The sequence below is a fragment of the Streptomyces xanthii genome (assembly GCF_014621695.1).
Classification (GTDB): domain Bacteria; phylum Actinomycetota; class Actinomycetes; order Streptomycetales; family Streptomycetaceae; genus Streptomyces; species Streptomyces xanthii.
This window is the reverse complement of the sequence record NZ_CP061282.1, coordinates 65059-81444: the sequence shown is the minus strand read 5'-3', so window position 1 is coordinate 81444 and position 16386 is coordinate 65059. Positions and strand designations below refer to the sequence as shown.

General features: G+C 69.9%; 15 protein-coding genes. 5 read left to right on the top strand and 10 right to left on the bottom strand.

From position 1 onward, the window contains the following. Positions 1 to 36 precede the first annotated feature (36 nt). Entirely contained in the window at positions 37 to 222 is a 186-nt protein-coding gene (locus IAG42_RS36250; RefSeq protein WP_188341867.1) for a tautomerase family protein, read from the top strand. Between the two features lie 78 nt (positions 223 to 300). Here the strand turns inward: IAG42_RS36250 and IAG42_RS36245 are convergent, their stop codons facing one another. From IAG42_RS36245 to IAG42_RS36230, 4 genes are all read right to left on the bottom strand, one after another. Then, complete coding sequence (locus tag IAG42_RS36245; protein ID WP_188341866.1) at positions 301 to 1848, bottom strand: MFS transporter; 1548 nt, start codon at positions 1846 to 1848, stop codon at positions 301 to 303. 103 nt (positions 1849 to 1951) lie between these two features. Next, positions 1952 to 2614, bottom strand: coding sequence for a ScbR family autoregulator-binding transcription factor (locus tag IAG42_RS36240; protein ID WP_188341865.1), 663 nt, complete (start codon positions 2612 to 2614; stop codon positions 1952 to 1954). A gap of 12 nt (positions 2615 to 2626) precedes the next feature. Further along, positions 2627 to 4213 carry an acyl-CoA carboxylase subunit beta gene (locus IAG42_RS36235; protein WP_188341864.1) on the bottom strand — a complete coding sequence of 529 codons (1587 nt, stop codon included), beginning with the start codon at positions 4211 to 4213 and terminating at the stop codon, positions 2627 to 2629. Between the two features lie 121 nt (positions 4214 to 4334). Next, positions 4335 to 4523 (bottom strand): acyl-CoA carboxylase subunit epsilon, encoded by a 189-nt coding sequence (locus IAG42_RS36230; RefSeq protein ID WP_223206484.1) that lies wholly within the window; start codon positions 4521 to 4523, stop codon positions 4335 to 4337. 300 nt (positions 4524 to 4823) lie between these two features. Here IAG42_RS36230 and IAG42_RS36225 point away from each other — a divergent pair, with 300 nt between their 5' ends. Next, positions 4824 to 5822, top strand: a complete 999-nt coding sequence (locus tag IAG42_RS36225; RefSeq protein WP_223206483.1) for a ScbA/BarX family gamma-butyrolactone biosynthesis protein — start codon at positions 4824 to 4826, stop codon at positions 5820 to 5822. Between the two features lie 47 nt (positions 5823 to 5869). Here IAG42_RS36225 and IAG42_RS36220 read toward each other — a convergent pair whose 3' ends face one another. Further along, positions 5870 to 6712 carry an SDR family oxidoreductase gene (locus tag IAG42_RS36220; RefSeq protein ID WP_188342033.1) on the bottom strand — a complete coding sequence of 281 codons (843 nt, stop codon included), beginning with the start codon at positions 6710 to 6712 and terminating at the stop codon, positions 5870 to 5872. Positions 6713 to 6873: 161 nt separating this feature from the next. Here IAG42_RS36220 and IAG42_RS36215 point away from each other — a divergent pair, with 161 nt between their 5' ends. Further along, complete coding sequence (locus IAG42_RS36215; RefSeq protein ID WP_188341862.1) at positions 6874 to 7545, top strand: ScbR family autoregulator-binding transcription factor; 672 nt, start codon at positions 6874 to 6876, stop codon at positions 7543 to 7545. On the opposite strand, the gene IAG42_RS36210 is transcribed toward IAG42_RS36215, so the two are convergent. The 5 genes from IAG42_RS36210 to IAG42_RS36190 all read right to left on the bottom strand — a co-directional run bounded on the left by IAG42_RS36210 (position 7538) and on the right by IAG42_RS36190 (position 14297). Then, positions 7538 to 9025: an FAD-dependent monooxygenase gene (locus tag IAG42_RS36210; RefSeq protein WP_317453370.1), complete on the bottom strand. Its 1488-nt coding sequence runs from the start codon at positions 9023 to 9025 to the stop codon at positions 7538 to 7540. The two genes, IAG42_RS36215 and IAG42_RS36210, sit on opposite strands and share 8 nt — an antisense overlap. Positions 9026 to 9366: 341 nt before the next feature. Further along, on the bottom strand, positions 9367 to 10785 hold the full coding sequence (locus tag IAG42_RS36205) for a DNA primase family protein (protein ID WP_188341860.1): 1419 nt from the start codon (positions 10783 to 10785) through the stop codon (positions 9367 to 9369). 481 nt (positions 10786 to 11266) lie between these two features. Then, the gene (locus IAG42_RS36200; protein WP_188341859.1) at positions 11267 to 11668 is read right to left on the bottom strand and encodes a DUF6009 family protein; all 402 of its coding nucleotides are present in this window, start codon (positions 11666 to 11668) and stop codon (positions 11267 to 11269) included. Beyond that, positions 11665 to 13185 carry a DNA primase family protein gene (locus IAG42_RS36195; protein WP_188341858.1) on the bottom strand — a complete coding sequence of 507 codons (1521 nt, stop codon included), beginning with the start codon at positions 13183 to 13185 and terminating at the stop codon, positions 11665 to 11667. Before IAG42_RS36195 ends, IAG42_RS36200 begins: the two co-directional genes overlap by 4 nt. Beyond that, the gene (locus IAG42_RS36190; RefSeq protein WP_188341857.1) at positions 13182 to 14297 is read right to left on the bottom strand and encodes a bifunctional DNA primase/polymerase; all 1116 of its coding nucleotides are present in this window, start codon (positions 14295 to 14297) and stop codon (positions 13182 to 13184) included. Before IAG42_RS36190 ends, IAG42_RS36195 begins: the two co-directional genes overlap by 4 nt. Before the next feature lie 754 nt (positions 14298 to 15051). Between IAG42_RS36190 and IAG42_RS36185 the strand changes: the two genes are divergently transcribed. Continuing rightward, a complete protein-coding gene (locus IAG42_RS36185) occupies positions 15052 to 15849 on the top strand; it encodes a thymidylate synthase (RefSeq protein WP_188341856.1) in 798 nt (265 codons plus the stop codon). Beyond that, a complete protein-coding gene (locus IAG42_RS36180; protein WP_188341855.1) occupies positions 15846 to 16367 on the top strand; it encodes a dihydrofolate reductase in 522 nt (173 codons plus the stop codon). The genes IAG42_RS36185 and IAG42_RS36180 overlap by 4 nt, the downstream gene beginning before the upstream one ends. The last annotated feature ends 19 nt before the right edge of the window (positions 16368 to 16386 follow it).

Genomic DNA, 16386 nt, shown 5'->3' with positions numbered 1-16386 from the left:
ACCTGACGAGAGACCGGACAAGCGAAAGGCCCGTACATGCCCTTCATCGACGTCAAGATCTACGACCGCCGGCTGACCCCGGAGACGGAGCGGGCCCTGATCGAGCGGCTGACCCAGGCGACGGTGGACGTCTTCGGCGAGGACGTGCGCGAACAGACCTGGATCGCGCTGACGGGTGTCCCGCCGCAGCGCTGGGGCATCGCGGGAAAGCCGGGCGCCTGACCGCGCTCGCCCGCACACGACGGAACGGGACCGGGCCCGGGGCATCGCGCCCCGGGCCCGTTCTCGTGTGCGGTGCCGCTATCCGGCGGCCGCCGGAGCCTCCGTGGCGGCGGGCGCCTGCTCCTGCGTGGCGGCGGCCCGGTCGGCGAGGTGCAGCAGGGTGCCGGCGAGGAGGCCGCCCGCGAACACGGCGGCGGCGCCGATGAGCTGACTGGTGCTCACCGCGTCCCCGAACGCGTCGTGGACCTGCCGGACGAGGCCCGGGTCGTCACCGGCGTCCGCGAGGGCCACGGCCAGCGACCCGGAGGCACCGACACCGGCCGGGAGCAGCGCCGCGAACCGGGAGCCGAGCACGGCACCGAGCACGGCGACGCCGAGCCCGCCGCCGAACTCGGTCAGCGTGCCCTGGACGCCCGCGCCGACACCGGCCTTGGCCGGCGGGATCGACGACATGATCGAGACGGCCATGGCGGGCATGGCGAGCGCGATGCCGCAGCCCATCAGGACGAGTCCGACGAGCATGCCGCTGTAGTTCGCGTCGGAGCCCGAGCCGAGCACGGCGACCGCCGCGAGACCGGCCGCGAGGAGCGTCATCCCGAGCGCGATGGAGCGTGCCGCGCCGAGCTTGGCGAGGAGCTTGGCGCCGATGCCCGCGAGGTTGAGGCAGACGATGGTCAGGGCGAGCGGCGCGGTGCGCAGCCCGGCCTGCAGGGCGTCGTAGCCGAGGACGAGCTGGAGGTGCTGGGTCAGCAGGAACAGCGAGCCGGCCATGCCGAGGGCCACGAGCAGGCCGCCCGCGATCGCCCCGTTGAAGCGGCGGCTGCGGAAGAAGCTCATGTCCAGCATCGGGTGCGGCACCCGCAGTTCCCAGCGCACGAAGACGAACAGGGCGATCACGCCGATACCGGCCGGCACCAGGACGCGGGCGGAGCCCCAGCCGTGCTCGGGCCCGGAGATGATCGCGTAGACGACGCCCACCATGCCGAGCGTGGACAGCACCGCGCCGACGAGGTCGGGCCGGTCGCCCTGCGGGTTCTTGGTCTCGGGCACGAGACGGGCGACGGCCACCAGGCCGAACAGGGCGACGGGGATGTTGATGAGGAAGATGGATCCCCACCAGAAGTGGTCGAGCAGGACACCACCGAGCAGCGGTCCCGCGGCGAAGCCGAGCGAACTGACGGCGCCCCACAGGCCGATGGCCTTGGGCCGCTCGTCGTCCTCGAAGACCTGCATGATCACGGCGAGGGTGGTGGTGGCGAGCAGGGCGCCGCCGATGCCCATGCCGGCGCGGGCGGCGATGAGCTGCCCGGAGGACTGGGCCAGGGCGGCGGCGCCGGATCCGAGGCCGAACAGGACGAGTCCGGTCATGAGCATCAGCTTGCGGCCGTAGCGGTCGGCGAAGCTGCCCGCGGTGAGCAGGAGTCCGGACTGCACGAGCGCGTAGGCGTTGACCATCCACTGGACGTCGGCGGTGGTCGCGCCCAGGTCCTCGGTGAGCACCGGGATGGCGACGTTGAGGACGGTGTTGTCGAGCAGGACGACGAGTTGGGCCAGGCAGATCACCCCCAGGATGACCCAGCGCCGCGGATCGCGTTGTGCCGTTGTCTCCGGCTGGGTGCTGTGCAAGGAAGTTCCTCCTGGGGGGTGGGGGCCCACAGGTCGTCTCACGGGCCCGGAGTGTTCGGTTGCGACCGGGCGCGCAGGCCCGGTGTCCTGGGCCGGCCGGGCGTCAGGGCTCCCTGCCCTGGTGCCCGATCCGGGCGGCGTTCCCGGCGCGTGGGCCGTGCACGCCCTCCGCTCTGAGGGTGTCGAGCGTGGCCGGCGCGGCGAGTCTGGGCAGCAGCAACTGCCAGAAGCGGGTGAGGGTGCGGTACGAGAGCCAGGTGGCGTCCCGCGCTCCGAGCACCTCGAAGCCCACGGTCGCGGCGACGACGGCGAGCATCACGTCCTGCGCGGGCACGCTCTCGGTGAGCGTGCCGTCGCCGTCGGCGCGCTTGAGAACGCCCTCGACCCAGCGGCGCCATTCGACCCGCAGGTCGCGCTCGCCGGCGTAGGACTGGTCGCTGCTCAGGCAGAAACCGGCCCGCAGGACGACGTCCTCGCGCAGCCCGCGGGCCAGGTCGTGGGTGGCGTCCACGAGGCACTGCAGGGCGTTGGGGTCCTCCGTTCCGCGCTGGGTGACCTGGTCGAGGCGCCGCTCGGCCGCCTCTTCGACGGCGTCGGCGAGTGCGGCCTTGCTGGCGAAGTGGAAGTGCAGCGCTCCGTTGCTCACCCCGGCCCTGCTGCTGATGGTGGTCAGGGAGGCGACGCTGAAGCCTTCGCAGTCGAAGACCTCGGCGGCGGAGTTGACCAGTGCCTCGCGTGTGCGCAGGGCACGTTCTTGTTTTGCCATGACGGTGCTCCGTTACTGCGGCGGGTTGCCGTGCTTGCGGGACGGCAGATCGGCGTGCTTGGTGCGGAGCATCGCCAGGGACTTGATGAGGACCTCGCGGGTCTCGGCGGGGTCGATGACGTCGTCGACCAGTCCGCGCTCGGCCGCGTAGTAGGGGTGCATGAGCTCGGACTTGTACTCCTTGACCATGCGGGCCCGCATGGCCTCGGGGTCCTCGGCGTCCGCGATCTGCCGGCGGAAGATCACGTTGGCCGCGCCCTCCGCGCCCATCACCGCGATCTCGTTCGTCGGCCAGGCATACGTGAGGTCGGCGCCGATGGACTGCGACTCCATGACGATGTACGCGCCGCCGTACGCCTTCCTGAGGATGAGGGAGACCCTCGGCACGGTCGCGTTGCAGTAGGCGAAGAGGAGTTTGGCTCCGTGCCGGATGATCCCGCCGTGCTCCTGGTCGACACCGGGAAGGAACCCCGGGACGTCGAGGAGGGTCACCAGAGGGATGTTGAAGGCATCGCACATCTGGACGAAGCGGGCAGCTTTTTCGCTCGCCTCGATGTCCAGGACGCCGGCCAGCGACTGCGGCTGGTTGGCGACGATGCCGACGACCTGGCCGTCGAGGCGGGCCAGGGCGCAGATGATGTTGCGGGCCCAGCGCTCGTGGATCTCGAGGTAGTCGCCGTCGTCGACGAGTTCCTCGATGACCTTGGTCATGTCGTAGGGGCGGTTGCCGTCGGCCGGGACGAGGTCGAGGAGGACCTCGGAGCGGCGGTCGGCGGGGTCGTCGGAGGCGACGGTCGGGGGGTTCTCGCGGTTGTTCTGCGGGAGCATCGACAGGAGGTAGCGCACCTCGGCGATGCAGGTCTCCTCGTCGTCGTACGCGAAGTGGGAGACGCCGGAGGTCTCGGCGTGCACGTCCGCGCCTCCCAGCCCGTTCTGGGTGATCTCCTCGCCGGTGACCGCCTTCACCACGTCCGGACCCGTGATGAACATCTGCGAGGTCTCACGGACCATGAACACGAAGTCGGTGAGCGCCGGGCTGTAGGCGGCGCCACCCGCGCACGGGCCGAGCATCACGGAGATCTGCGGGATGACACCCGAGGCGCGGGTGTTGCGCTGGAAGATGCCGCCGTAGCCGGCGAGCGCGGAGACGCCCTCCTGGATGCGGGCGCCCGCGCCGTCGTTCAGGGAGACCAGCGGGGCACCGGCCGCGATGGCCATGTCCATGATCTTGTGGATCTTCGTCGCGTGGGCCTCGCCCAGCGCACCGCCGAAGATCCGGAAGTCGTGCGCGTACACGAACACCGTGCGGCCCTCGACCGTGCCCCAGCCGGTGATCACACCGTCCGTGAACGGCTTCTTCGCCTCCAGGCCGAAACCGACCGCGCGGTGCCGGCGCAGCTGCTCGACCTCGTTGAACGAACCCTCGTCCAGCAGCAGCGCGATCCGCTCCCGAGCCGTCAGCTTCCCCTTGGCGTGCTGCGCCTCGGTCGCCTTCTCGCTCGGGCCGGCCAGAGCCTGCTCACGGATCGCGTGCAGCTCCGCCACGCGCCCACGCGCGTCGGCGGGCTCGTCGGCAAGCCGCTCGAGGGCAGTCGTCATGTGAGGTCCCTCCCTCTGACAAGGCCGAGATACTCCCCGCCCGGGTCCATGTAAGTGACAGTAACAAACCGCCTGAGCGGTTTAAAGATGCGTGCTTGAGAGCCGCTCGAGACAGCTGCGCTCAGCGCCAACTCCCGGGCGAGAGATAGCCCGCCGGCCGTCGCCACCAGCAGGAACCGGCCCTTGCCGATTCAACTTCGACCGGCTGCGGCACGGGGGCCAGGGACAGCAACACCGCGGTCAGAGCAGCAAGTTCGTCCTCGTTCGCCCGCCCTCGCTCGATACGGAGCACGGTTTCGACACCACTCATGGACATGCGCCTCCTCGTTCGAACCGTCAGCCCACGGTCGGCCCGAACGCTCGAAAGTCGCTCCGGGATCGCTCGAGAGCCGCCGCAGGGCTGCCTCAGCCGAGGTTTCACCCGGGAAAGACCGCACGTCAGGGCTCGATCGAGGCAAAAAGGGCGCACCTGGGCCGATCTGAGCGGAGCGTGATCATCCATTTCTTGCGAGGCCGAGCTTGCGAGTACGGCTAGAAATTAAACCGGGTGGTCTGTATCTTCCTGGAGCAGCGAGACGCCCGCATCTGGCCTAACCGCACAGGGGGAACCATGTCCATCACCACGTTCCGCACCGAAGAGATCGCGATCGACACCACCATCGCCCCGGCTCGCGGCACGGAGGCCGGTCGAGACGCGGCCCCCCTCACCGCGGCGACCGCCGCCCCGTCGATCACCGTCCCCCGGGAGCTCGTCCACCGGACCCAGCTCTGCGAGGTACTGCTCACCGACTGGAGCCGCACGGACGACAGCCACTTCACCGTGGCGGGCCGCTGGATGCTCGACCACCGCATGTTCACGAACATCCAGGGCCGACACGACCCCCTGATCGCTGCCGAAACCTTCCGTCAGGCCGCGATCCTGCTCGCGCACGCCGAGTTCAACGTCCCGCTCGAGCACCACTTCCTGATGTGGGACCTCTCCGTCGAGGTCAGCCCGGAGGGCCTGTACACCGGTGACGACACCACGGCCGTGGAGATCGAGATGAGCTGCCACGACGTCACCTGGCGGCGTGGCTCGGCCTCCAGCATCCGGTACACCGCCGTGTTCCGTCGCGACGGGCAGATCGTCGCGACGGCGAGCGGCACCTGCACCTGCGCCTCGCCCGCGGTCTACCGCCGGCTGCGTGGCGAGCGGCTCGACACCCCGGTCCGTCCGCTGCCGCTGGTGGCTCCGACGGCCCCGCAGAACGTGGGCCGGACCTCCCCGATGGATGTCGTCCTGGCCCCCACCGACGACCCGCACAGCTGGATCCTGCGCGCCGACACCCGGCACCCGGTGCTCTTCGACCACGAGGTCGACCACATACCTGGCATGGTGCTGCTCGAGGCCGCCCGGCAGGCCATGGTCGCGGAGCTCGGTCAGAACGCCTTCCTCCAGGCGATGAACAGCGAGTTCAAGCGCTACGTCGAACTGGACACTCCCTGCTTCCTGGAGGTCGATCGCATCGCCGCGGCCGAAGGCCTGGAGGCGGTGCGGGTCACGGGGCGCCAGGGCGAGGACGTCGTGTTCGCGGCGGACGTGACCGCGGTCCGCGTACCGGCCGTGTGAGCGAACCGGAACCCAGGGCCCCGCGCACCTCGCGCGGGGCCCTTTCCTCATGCCGCGAACGCGGACAGGTGGTCGCGGACCCAGTCCGCGTAGGAACGGGCCGGACGGCCCGTCACCTCGCGGATCGCGTCGTCCACGCCGGCTTTGGCGCCCCGCAGCTGCCGCGCCGCGCTGTCCAGCAGGGCCTCGACGAGCGGGGCGGGACGGCTCCCGCTCATCAGGGCGCGGGCCTCCTCGAGAGCGAGCTCCTCGAAGCGCAGTTCCACGCCGAGCTGCCGGCCCAGCTCGGCCGTCTGCCGGGCCGCGGTCATCGCCTCCGGGCCGGTCAGGGTGTAGGCGCGGCCCGCGTGCCCCTCCTCGGTCAGGACGCGTACGGCGACATCGGCGATGTCGCGCGGATCGACGCAGGAGTTGGGGGACGTGCCGTACAGCGCCCGGACCACACGGTCGGTACGCACCGTCGGTGCCCAGGAGAGCGTGTTGGACATGAAGGCACGCGGACGCAGCAGAGTCCATTCCATTCCGGAGTCGCGCAGCAGACGCTCGCTGTCGCGCTGCCACCTGGTGATGACGTCATCGGCCCCGGGGTCCGAGACGGCCGCCGCGGACAGCTTCACCACACGACGCACGCCCGCCCCGCGGGCCGCGTCGACGAACCGCTCGTCGTCGCCGTCCATCCGGCTGGTGACCAGAAAGGCCGTCTCCACACCGGCCAGTGCCCGGGCGAGCGAGGCGGTGTCACCGTAGTCCCCCGAGACGACCTCGGCTCCGGCATGTGCCCCTGTCACACGCAGAGGATCGCGGGCAAGGATCCGCACGGGCCGGTCGCGGGGCAGCCGACCGACCAGTTCCCGCCCCACCGTGCCTGTCGCTCCGGTCACCAGAATCACGGACATGTCCCCCTCTGTCGTTGCCAGACCTTCACATGGTCCGCATATTCACACCCCTCGACAGGGCTGCGTGAAGCAGGTCGCGCTGTAATATACAAACTGGACGGTTTTTTTGAGTCGAGAAGTCTCGGCTCGGCGCTCACGTAGTGAAGGTGGCCGACATGGCGAAGCAGGACCGGGCGATCCGCACCCGGCAGTCGATCCTTTTGGCTGCCGCCGGCGTCTTCGAGGAACGCGGCTACCAGGCGGCCACGATCAGCGAGATCCTCGCCGCGGCCGGTGTGACCAAGGGTGCCCTGTACTTCCACTTCCAGTCCAAGGAGCACCTCGCCCAGGGCGTACTGGCCCAGCAGGACCTGGAGATGGCCCTGCCGCGGAACTGCAAGGTGCAGCAGGTGGTGGACATGGGCATGCTGCACGCCTACCGGCTGCAGAGCGACCCCATGGTCCGTGCCGCGGTCCGGCTCTCGCTCGACCAGCAGGCCCAGGAGCTGGACCGCAGGGGCCCGTTCATGCGCTGGAGCGACTCGATCCGCGAGTGCCTCCAGACCGCGCAGACCCAGGGCGAGCTGCTGCCGCACGTCGTCCCGCACGAGAGCGCCGAGGTCATGGTGGGCGCCTTCGCGGGCGTCCAGGCCATGTCCCAGACCGTGTGCGACTACCAGGACCTCCAGCACCGCATCTCCAGCCTCCTGCGGCATCTGCTGCCCAGCATCGTCGTGCCCTCGGTCCTGGCCGCCGTCGACCTCGGCGAGAACCGGGGCGAGAAGGTCTTCAACGAGATGCGTGGGCTGCGTCAGCAGGAAGAGGAGCTGGTCCCGGCCGTCAGCTGACGGCCGGGACGGGTGCGCCCGCCGGGCGGCGTCCCAGACCCAGATAAGCGGTCAGCGCCGTGTCCAGCGCGTCGCCGTCGGAGGCCCAGCCGATGTATCCGTCGGGCCGCACCAGCAGAGCGTCACAGGACAGTTCGGGCGTCGCGGCCGCGTGGACGACGCGCACCGCGCCGGCCCAGTCCCGGGCCTGCTCCGCGTAGCGGCTGCCGCGTTCGCCGAGCAGCAACAGCACCGGCCTGCCCGGACGGAGCAGGCCGATGACATCGGTGACCCCTTCCTCCGTGGTCAGCGACACGTTCTGAAGAAACCTTCCTTCCTGTGCCGACGAACAGCCGGCGCGCAGGGGCAGCACCGTGTCCTGGGCGCTGATCATGGCGGCCAGACCCTGCTCCGATCCCTTGGCGAGGAGGTCGCCGAACAACTCCCGCAGCGGGTCGAGTTCGGCCCCGGGCCGCATCAGGGCGAGCTGGGCCCGTGTGTTGTCCACGACCCGCTGTGCGGCCGGCCTGCGCTCCTGGTCGTAGGTGTCGAGCAGCCCCGCCCCCGCCCCGCCGAGCACGGTCAGCGCCAGCTTCCAGCCGAGGTTCACCACGTCGAGCAGACCGGTGCTCAGGCCCTGGCCGCCGATCGGGAAGTGCACATGGGCCGCGTCACCGGCGAGCAGAACCCTGCCGGAGCGGTAGGCGTGAGCGACCCGGGAGAAGTCGCTGAACCGGCTGAGCCACCGCGGGTCGCTCATGCCGATGTCGCGTCCGGCGATCCAGCTGACCTCACGGCGCAGCTCGTCGAGCGCCAGCGGCCGGTGCCGGTCGGCGTGCTCGCCCTGGCAGTTGAGCGTGCGCAGATGAAGCGCCCCGTCCGGTGCGCCCTTGGCGACGATCCAGCCGCGCCGGGTACGGTGCCAGCCTTCCCGCAGGTCATCGGCGTGCCGCAGGCGCACTCGGCCCATCATGGCCGACACGGTCGCCGGATATGTGTCCGAGCCGATTCCCGCCAGCTCCCGTACGGTGCTGCGGGCACCGTCGGCCCCGACCAGGTACCCGGCACGCCAGCTCCACCGCCCGCCGGGCCCGGTGGCGGTGATGCGGACGGCGTCCTGCTCCTGCACCACGTCCGTCACCGACAGCCCCCGCAGCACCCGCGCGCCCGCCGCCCTGGCCCGCGCCTCGAAGGCCCGCTCCAGATCGGCCTGCGCGCATTTGAGGACCGGCTCCGGCTCGCCTTCGGGCGCCGATATCTCGAGCCCGGGTATCCCGGCGAAGTGGAAGGGTCTGGAGGCCGCTCCCCCGGCGGACACCAGGCCCGTCAGATGTCCGCGCCGCACCAGGCACTGCACCGACCGTGCATGCAATGTGGTCGCCTTGGGCCGCCGGGACACCGAGGTCCGTGACTCCACGACCAGGGTCCGCACTCCGTACTCGGCCAGTTCGGCAGCCAGGCACATCCCGACCGGCCCCCCACCGACTATCGCTACCTGCACATGCGTCCGACTCGACACCCGTCATCCCCCTGCCGGTTCGTGTCTCTGCTGCTCACATGGGCTGCACTCGAGCTGAAAATATACCGGGGAGCCGGTTTTTTTTAAAGCTCCAGGAATGATTCCTCCAACATCCGTCGGGGCCGCGCCCTCGGGCCGCTGCGGTGGCGGGCGAAGTCCCGGCCTTTTCTGCGTGACGAAGGACGGTTGGTCCACCCTTGGAGCGCTGGGCCTCGTCGCGAGACCCGGTCCGGGTTAAGGCGTACGTAATCGAGGGAGCCGGCGTCCTCGAGCCGGACCAACTCCCGCTCGTGGCCAGTCTCGTCCTCGGTGATTCAGAGAGCTCACGCTCGCTCCTCACAGGCGGTCAGCGCCAGGCCGGGGTAGTACTTGCGCTGGTTGGACAGGATCATGGCGTGCGGCGAGTCCAGGCCCAGGAGTTCCCGGACCCTGACCGCGAAGGCGCGGGACGAGACGGGGGACGCCCCTTCATTCCCGCACCACTTCCTGTAGGTGACATACAGCCCCGCCTGCTCCGTCCGCTCTCCGGTCTCCAGGGCGCAGGACTCGCTCAGGAAGCGTCCGGTGTGGTCCTCGGTGTCCGCGTACGCGGTGGTGGCGATCCGGACGCGTTCGGGCCCGGTGAGGTCCTTCTCCCCGCCCAGATAACGGCGCGCCCCGTCGATCAACCAGCCCAGGATCCCCGGCCCTTCCTCGGTGACGAGGATGTCCGCGAGGTTGTCGATCCTCCGCTCGTCGGAGACGACCCGCTCGAACGGGATGAGCCGCATACGGCGCCAGAACGCGAACCCGCCCGTCCCCACCTCGGGGCGGTGGTTGCCCACCAGCCAGAGCTTGTGGGTGGGCTGGAAGCTGAAGAAGTCCTGCCGCATCCGCCGCGCCTTGATCCGGTCACCACCCGTCAGCAGCTTCACCCGCGCCTCATCGAACCGGTCGCCCGGTTTGATTTCATGACAGACGACGATCCTGCGGCCGTGGAGCTCGGCCAGATCCGTGGGGTGACCGTCATAGGGGCGGGACATGAGGAAGCCGGGCGGCGCCGCGTCCGCGTAGTCCCCCATCAGCTTCATCACCACGTCGAGGAGGACGGACTTGCCGTTCTTGCCGGCACCGAAGAGGAACGGGAGCACCTGGCCGCCGACGTCACCGGTGACGGAGTAGCCCAGCATCAGCTGGAGGAAGTCGATCATCTCGCGGCCCTCGGCGTCGTCGCCGAAGGTGTCGCCGAGGAAGCGGTCCCACAGCGGCGTCGGCACGGATGCCGGGGCCACCTGCGTGGAGCGGGAGTGGAAGTCGTGGTCCGGGTCGGGCGTACGGACCACGCCGGTGCGCAGGTCGACGATGCCGCCGGGCGTGCACAGGGCGTACGGATCACCGTCCAGCTGGGCGGCGTTGAGCACCATGCCGGGTGCGGTCCTGGCCTGCGCGAGCATGGCGTTCATGCCGATGGTGCTCAGGGCCCGGCGCCGGTGCTCGTGCAGTTCCTGCGCGGTGAACCGACCACGCGGATCATGGTCGGCTAATGCCTCCGCGAGATCTCCCGCCGCCCATAACACCGTGTCGTCCTGATCCGCGTGCCAGCGGCCGCCGTTCCAGCGGTACCAGCCGAGTTCCGGCACGTACCGGAACTCGCGCGCATGGGTCCTCACGAACAGTTTCGCGCTGCCGCGGTCGGTCAGCGTCTCGGGGAGCCTCGCGTCGCGTTCGGCCACGTCGATCAGTGCGTGGTGCCCGTTGCTCATACCTGACCCGCGGCAGTAACAGCGTGATCAGACGCCATGTGCACCCCCCGTGCAACGATCAAATACCCAACGGCTCGGACACATTAGCGAAGCAGAAGAAACGCAGGCGTCCGATGGGGAAAGCTTGACGATGCGGTGGGCGACATCGCGACAGTCGCTGCCGCACGCTCGCCGACCGTCGGGCAGGTGGCTTCCCGCCACCCCACTCCCCCACAAAGGTGCAGGTCAGCGGCGTGAAGACACCCGCTCTCAGCGACCGAAGCGACTCAGGCCATATAGATGTACCGCGCACGCTCACACCTGGGAGTACCGGTCACGCCCCCGGTCACACCTTCGGTCGCTGTCGGCCCATGATCCCCGAAAAGGCCTCTGACCTGCGCTTTCATCCGCGCAAGACCACAACCACCGGCATATGCAGCGACTCAAGCGACTCTGTACCGAGGTTGTAGCCACGGCGTACGCGCCATCCGCGCACGCCTGCTCAGAGCGGCAGCTGCGTCCCGATCTCGCGCATGGCTGCCGACGGCGGCCCGCCCTCCGAACGCTCGGTCTTGTACCCCTTGACGCGAGGCGCGATGGTCCCGGGATCGACGGCCTCGGCGGGCGCGCCGGTGGCGTAGAGACCCTCGGGGTCGGTGTCGCGGTCGTGCGGGAGCAGCCAGAAGACGCGGCGGCGGAAGGTGCCCGAGGAACGGGAGGCCTTGGCCTTGGGACCGAGGACGGCGTAGCCGACCATGCGTCCGTCGCGGTGGTAGGCGGGCTTGCCGCGCCGGCTGGAGAGCCGGTCCAGGCTCTGGCGTACGTAGTCGAGGGAGCTGACGTCCTCGAGCCAGACCAGCTCCTGCTCGTGGCTGATCTCGTCCTCGGTGATCAGGGAGCTCATGCGGTGGCTTCCCTCTCCTCGTCAGTGAGCAGTCCGATGCCCGGGTAGTACTTGCGCTGGTTGGACAGGATCATCTCCTTGGGCGAGGCGAGTCCGGCCAGTTCGCGGGCGCGCGCCGCGAACGCGCGAGAGGACATGGCGGGCGCACCCTCATTGTGGCACCACGTCTTGTACGCGGCGTAGAGTCCCGCCTGCTCGGCGCGGAGTTCGGGAGCGAGGCTGCAGCACTCCTCGAAGAAGCGTCCGGTGTGGTCCTCGGTCTCCGCGTACGCGGTGGTGGCGATGCGGACGCGTTCGGGCCCGGTGAGGTCCTTCTCCCCGCCCAGATAACGGCGCGCCCCGTCGATCAACCAGCCCAGGATCCCCGGCCCTTCCTCGGTGACGAGGATGTCCGCGAGGTTGTCGATCTTCCGCTCGTCGGAGACGACGCGTTCGAACGGGATGAGCCGCATGCGGCGCCAGAACGCGAAGCCGCCGGTGCCGACCTCGGGGCGGTGGTTGCCGAGCAGCCAGAGCTTGTGGGTGGGCTGGAAGCTGAAGAAGTCCTGCCGCATCCGCCGCGCCTTGATCCGGTCTCCGCCCGTGAGGAGCTTGACGCGGGCCTCGTCGAACTTGTCGCCGTGCTTGACCTCGCTGCACACGATGACGCGGCGGCCGTGCAGTTCGGCGAGATCGGTGGGGTGGCCCTCGTAGGGGCGGGACATGAGGAAGCCGGGCGGGGCCGCGTCCGCGTAGTCGCCGAGCAGCTTCATGAGGACGTCGAGGAGGACAGACTTGCCGTTCTTGCCGGCGCCGAAGAGGAACGGCAGGACCTGGCCGCCGACGTCTCCGGTGACGGAGTAGCCCAGCATCAGCTGGAGGAAGTCGATCATCTCGCGGCCCTCGGCGTCGTCGCCGAAGGTGTCGCTGAGGAAACGGTTCCAGCGCGGAGGGTTGCCGTGGTGCGGGCCGACGCTCGTGGAGCGGGAGTGGAAGTCCTTGTCCGGGTCGGGCGTCTTGATCAGCCCGGTGCGCAGGTCGACGATGCCGTCCGGGGTGCACAGGGCGTACGGGTCGGCGTCGAGGCGGGCGGCGTTGAGCACGATGCCGGGCGCCGACTTGGCCTGGGTGAGCATCGCGTTGATGCCGGTCGTGGACAGGGCGCGGCGGCGGTGCTGCTGCAGCGCGCTGGTCGTGAACACGCCGCGGGCGTCGTGCGTGGCGATGTTCTCCGCCAGGTCGCCGGCGGCCCACAGGACGGTGTCGTCCTCGTCGATCTGCCAGCGGGTCGTGTCCCAGCGGTACCAGCCGATGCCCGGGACGTGCCGGTAGTCGTTGGCGTAGAGCTTGACGAACAGCTTGGCGTTGCCGCGGTCGGTGAGGGTGTCGGGCAGCAGCCCCGCGGCGGTCGCCTCGGTGCTCGCGGTGGGGGAACCATCGGCCTGGGCGGGCAGGGGCACGCCTCCCTGGTTGCGGATCTGGGCGGCCACGGCTGCGGGGTCGAAGTCGAAGAGGGTCTCGTTGCCGGGAGACGTCACGGGCGTCCTCCAGCGGCGTAGAGGGGCTTCAGGAGACCTGCGGCGAGGCCGCTGGCAATGATCTGCTCGGAGCGCCTGTCCTGCCCTGGACGGGCCGCTGAGGCCGTTTCCCGCAGGGCCCGTTCGGCTTCCTCGCGGGACAGCCGTCCGGCCGCGACGAGACCGCCCAGGGTGAAGGCGGCTCGGTTGAGGACGTCGGAGAAGCCGGCGCCCTCGGAGACCTGGCCACAGGCGGCGACCGGGGCCAGCACCGAGGTGAGCGTGTTGCCCGTGCGGGCGCGCCCTCCCCCGGCGGCGAGCACGGCCTGCTGCGCCCGCGGCGGTACGGGCCGGGGCGCGGGGATGTTGGCGGCGGGCAGGTGCCCGGTGCGCTCGAGCTCCTGGGCGAGCCACAGCGGCAGCGCCGCGGGCTCCCTGGTCTCCCCGACCGCGGTGTACGTGCCCGCGTGCGTGGTGGTGCCCGGAGCGATGATGTAGCCCCCGTGGGCACGGACGTCGACCTGCCAGGCGAGCGCGCGCCCGGTGCTGGATCCGGTGGAGCACTGCCAGCGCCGGTTGTCCTCGGCCCGGTACCAGACGTGCAGGCCGCCGGAGGGCGTGCGCACGCGCAGGGTGCCGGTGTCCTCGGCCGGGCTCTGGTGGCCCCGCAGAGCGGCGAGCACGCCCAGCGAGTGGAAACCGGTCGCCAGGCCGGTCAGGTCCACGTGGTCGGCGATCGGGATGCCCGGCAGGACCCGGTCCCGGCTCGGGGCGGGCGCCGGATGGGCGTCGATGTCGATCACGACCAGGCCGGCCGGACCGCAGGCGACGCCGACCCCGAAGTCGGGGTGCTGCGTCCACCACTGCTGGATGCGGCGCTGGTCGAGCGTGGCGGCGTGGAACCCGTGGCACCAGCGACCCAGCGGCAGGCAAGCGCAGTCCGCGGGCGCGTGGGCGGAGTTCCGGCAGTTCTCGCAGTTGCCCGCGGGGGTCTTGCGTCCGGGGGCCAGCGGATGGACCGGCCAGCCCCGGCGGGCGCACCAGCGGGCAGTGGCCCACGGCAGCTCGGAAACTGAGGGATCAGAGACGAACCGGCGTGAGTCGCTGCGAGGAGAACGCAGCTCAGAAGGCATCCACATCCCCTATCAGCGACCGAAGCGACTCAACGACGGACACAGACTAGCGAACGTGGCCGGTCAGGCCGTGGAGCACAGGCAAAGAGCCGTCCTCGGCCGTGTCGGTGGGCCCGTTTCCGCCCGTCTCCGCACCGTCAGCGACTGAAGAAACACGCGCAGCGACTGAAGCTCTTCGGTCGCTGTTTCAGTCGCTCCGAAAAACCGCAGGTCACAGCCCTGGAAAACCCAAAACAGCGACTGAAGCGACTCAAGGCTTCTATATATGACGCACACACGCACGCGCTAGCTTCCTGATATACCCGGATGTTGAGTCGCTTCAGTCGCTATCCCGGGCCCACCCCTTGTCTGAGCTGGGCTTTCTTCCAGCGACTGAACAGCGACCGAAGAGTCGCTCAGTCGCTGTTCTTCAGTCGCTGTTCCCGAAAACGCCCTCGGAGGGCAGCGACTGAAGCTCCGCAGCGACTGAACAGCGACTCAAGGGCAGCGACTGAAGGACCCGGAACAGCGACCGAAGGCAGCGACCGAAGAACCGCTAGTGAAAAACAGCTAGCACCCGACCACTACGCCGCCCCCGGCCGCCGCTCCTGCTGCGCTTGCTTTTGTGGTTCTGACCTCAGAGTCGCTTCGGTCGCTTCAGTCGCTGCCCCACTCCCCCACTCCCCCGCTCTCCCGGCCCTCCGGGTCCCCCACTCCCCCGCCCCCGGCAGGCGGCTGGACAGATCACGGCTCACGGGCGACTAGGCTTTCGACCGTGGTGGACACTCAGTACGAAGACCTGTTGAAGCACGTGCTCACGTCGGGGACGGCCAAGGCCGACCGGACGGGCACCGGTACCCGGAGTGTCTTCGGGCACCAACTGCGCTACGACCTCTCGCAGGGATTCCCCCTGGTCACCACCAAGAAGGTGCACCTCAAGTCGATCGTGTACGAGCTGCTGTGGTTCCTGCGCGGCGACTCGAACGTCGGCTGGCTCCAGGAGAACGGCGTCAGCATCTGGGACGAGTGGGCCGACGAGAGCGGCGAGCTCGGCCCCGTCTACGGCGTCCAGTGGCGCTCCTGGCCCACCCCCGACGGCCGGCACATCGACCAGATCAGCCAGGTCCTCGACACGCTGAGCAACGACCCGGACTCCCGCCGCATGATCGTGTCGGCCTGGAACGTGGCGGAGCTCGACAAGATGGCGCTCGCCCCGTGCCACGCCTTCTTCCAGTTCTACGTCGCCGACGGCAAGCTCTCCTGCCAGCTGTACCAGCGCAGCGCGGACCTGTTCCTCGGCGTCCCGTTCAACATCGCCAGCTACGCCCTGCTCACGCACATGGTGGCCCAGCAGACGGGCCTCGAGCCCGGCGACTTCATCTGGACCGGCGGCGACTGCCACATCTACGACAACCACGTCGAGCAGGTCACCAAGCAGCTGTCCCGCACCCCGTACGCGTTCCCTGAGCTGAAGCTGCACAAGGCGGACTCGATCTTCGACTACGCCTACTCCGACGTCGAGGTGCTCGGCTACCAGCACCACCCCGGCATCAAGGCCCAGGTCGCCGTATGAGCGCCACGAACGGTGCGGGCAGCGCGAGCGGCGTGCAGGGCGTCGGCCTCATCTGGGCCCAGACGCCCGCCGGCGTGATCGGCGCGGACAACGGGATCCCCTGGCACCTCCCCGAGGACCTGGCCCACTTCAAGGCCACCACCCTCGGACAGCCCGTGATCATGGGCCGCCGGACCTGGGACTCGCTGCCCGTCCGCTTCCGCCCCCTCCCGGGCCGCCGCAACATCGTGCTCACCAGAGACCCTCAGTGGGCCGCAGAAGGCGCTGAGCGCACCGCCTCCGTCCCCGAGGCCCTCGCCCTCGCGAACGGCCCCGCATGGGTCATGGGAGGCGGCGAGATCTACCGCGCAGCCCTGCCGCACGCCACGCGGCTGTCCGTCACCGAGGTCGACACGACCGTCGACGGCGACACCCACGCCCCCGTACCGGGCCCGGAGTGGAAGATCACCGAGGACGGCGACTGGCAGACCTCGACGACCGGCCTGCGCTACCGCATCCGCCTGTACGCCCGCTCGTAGCCCATCTGGGCAGGGGCAG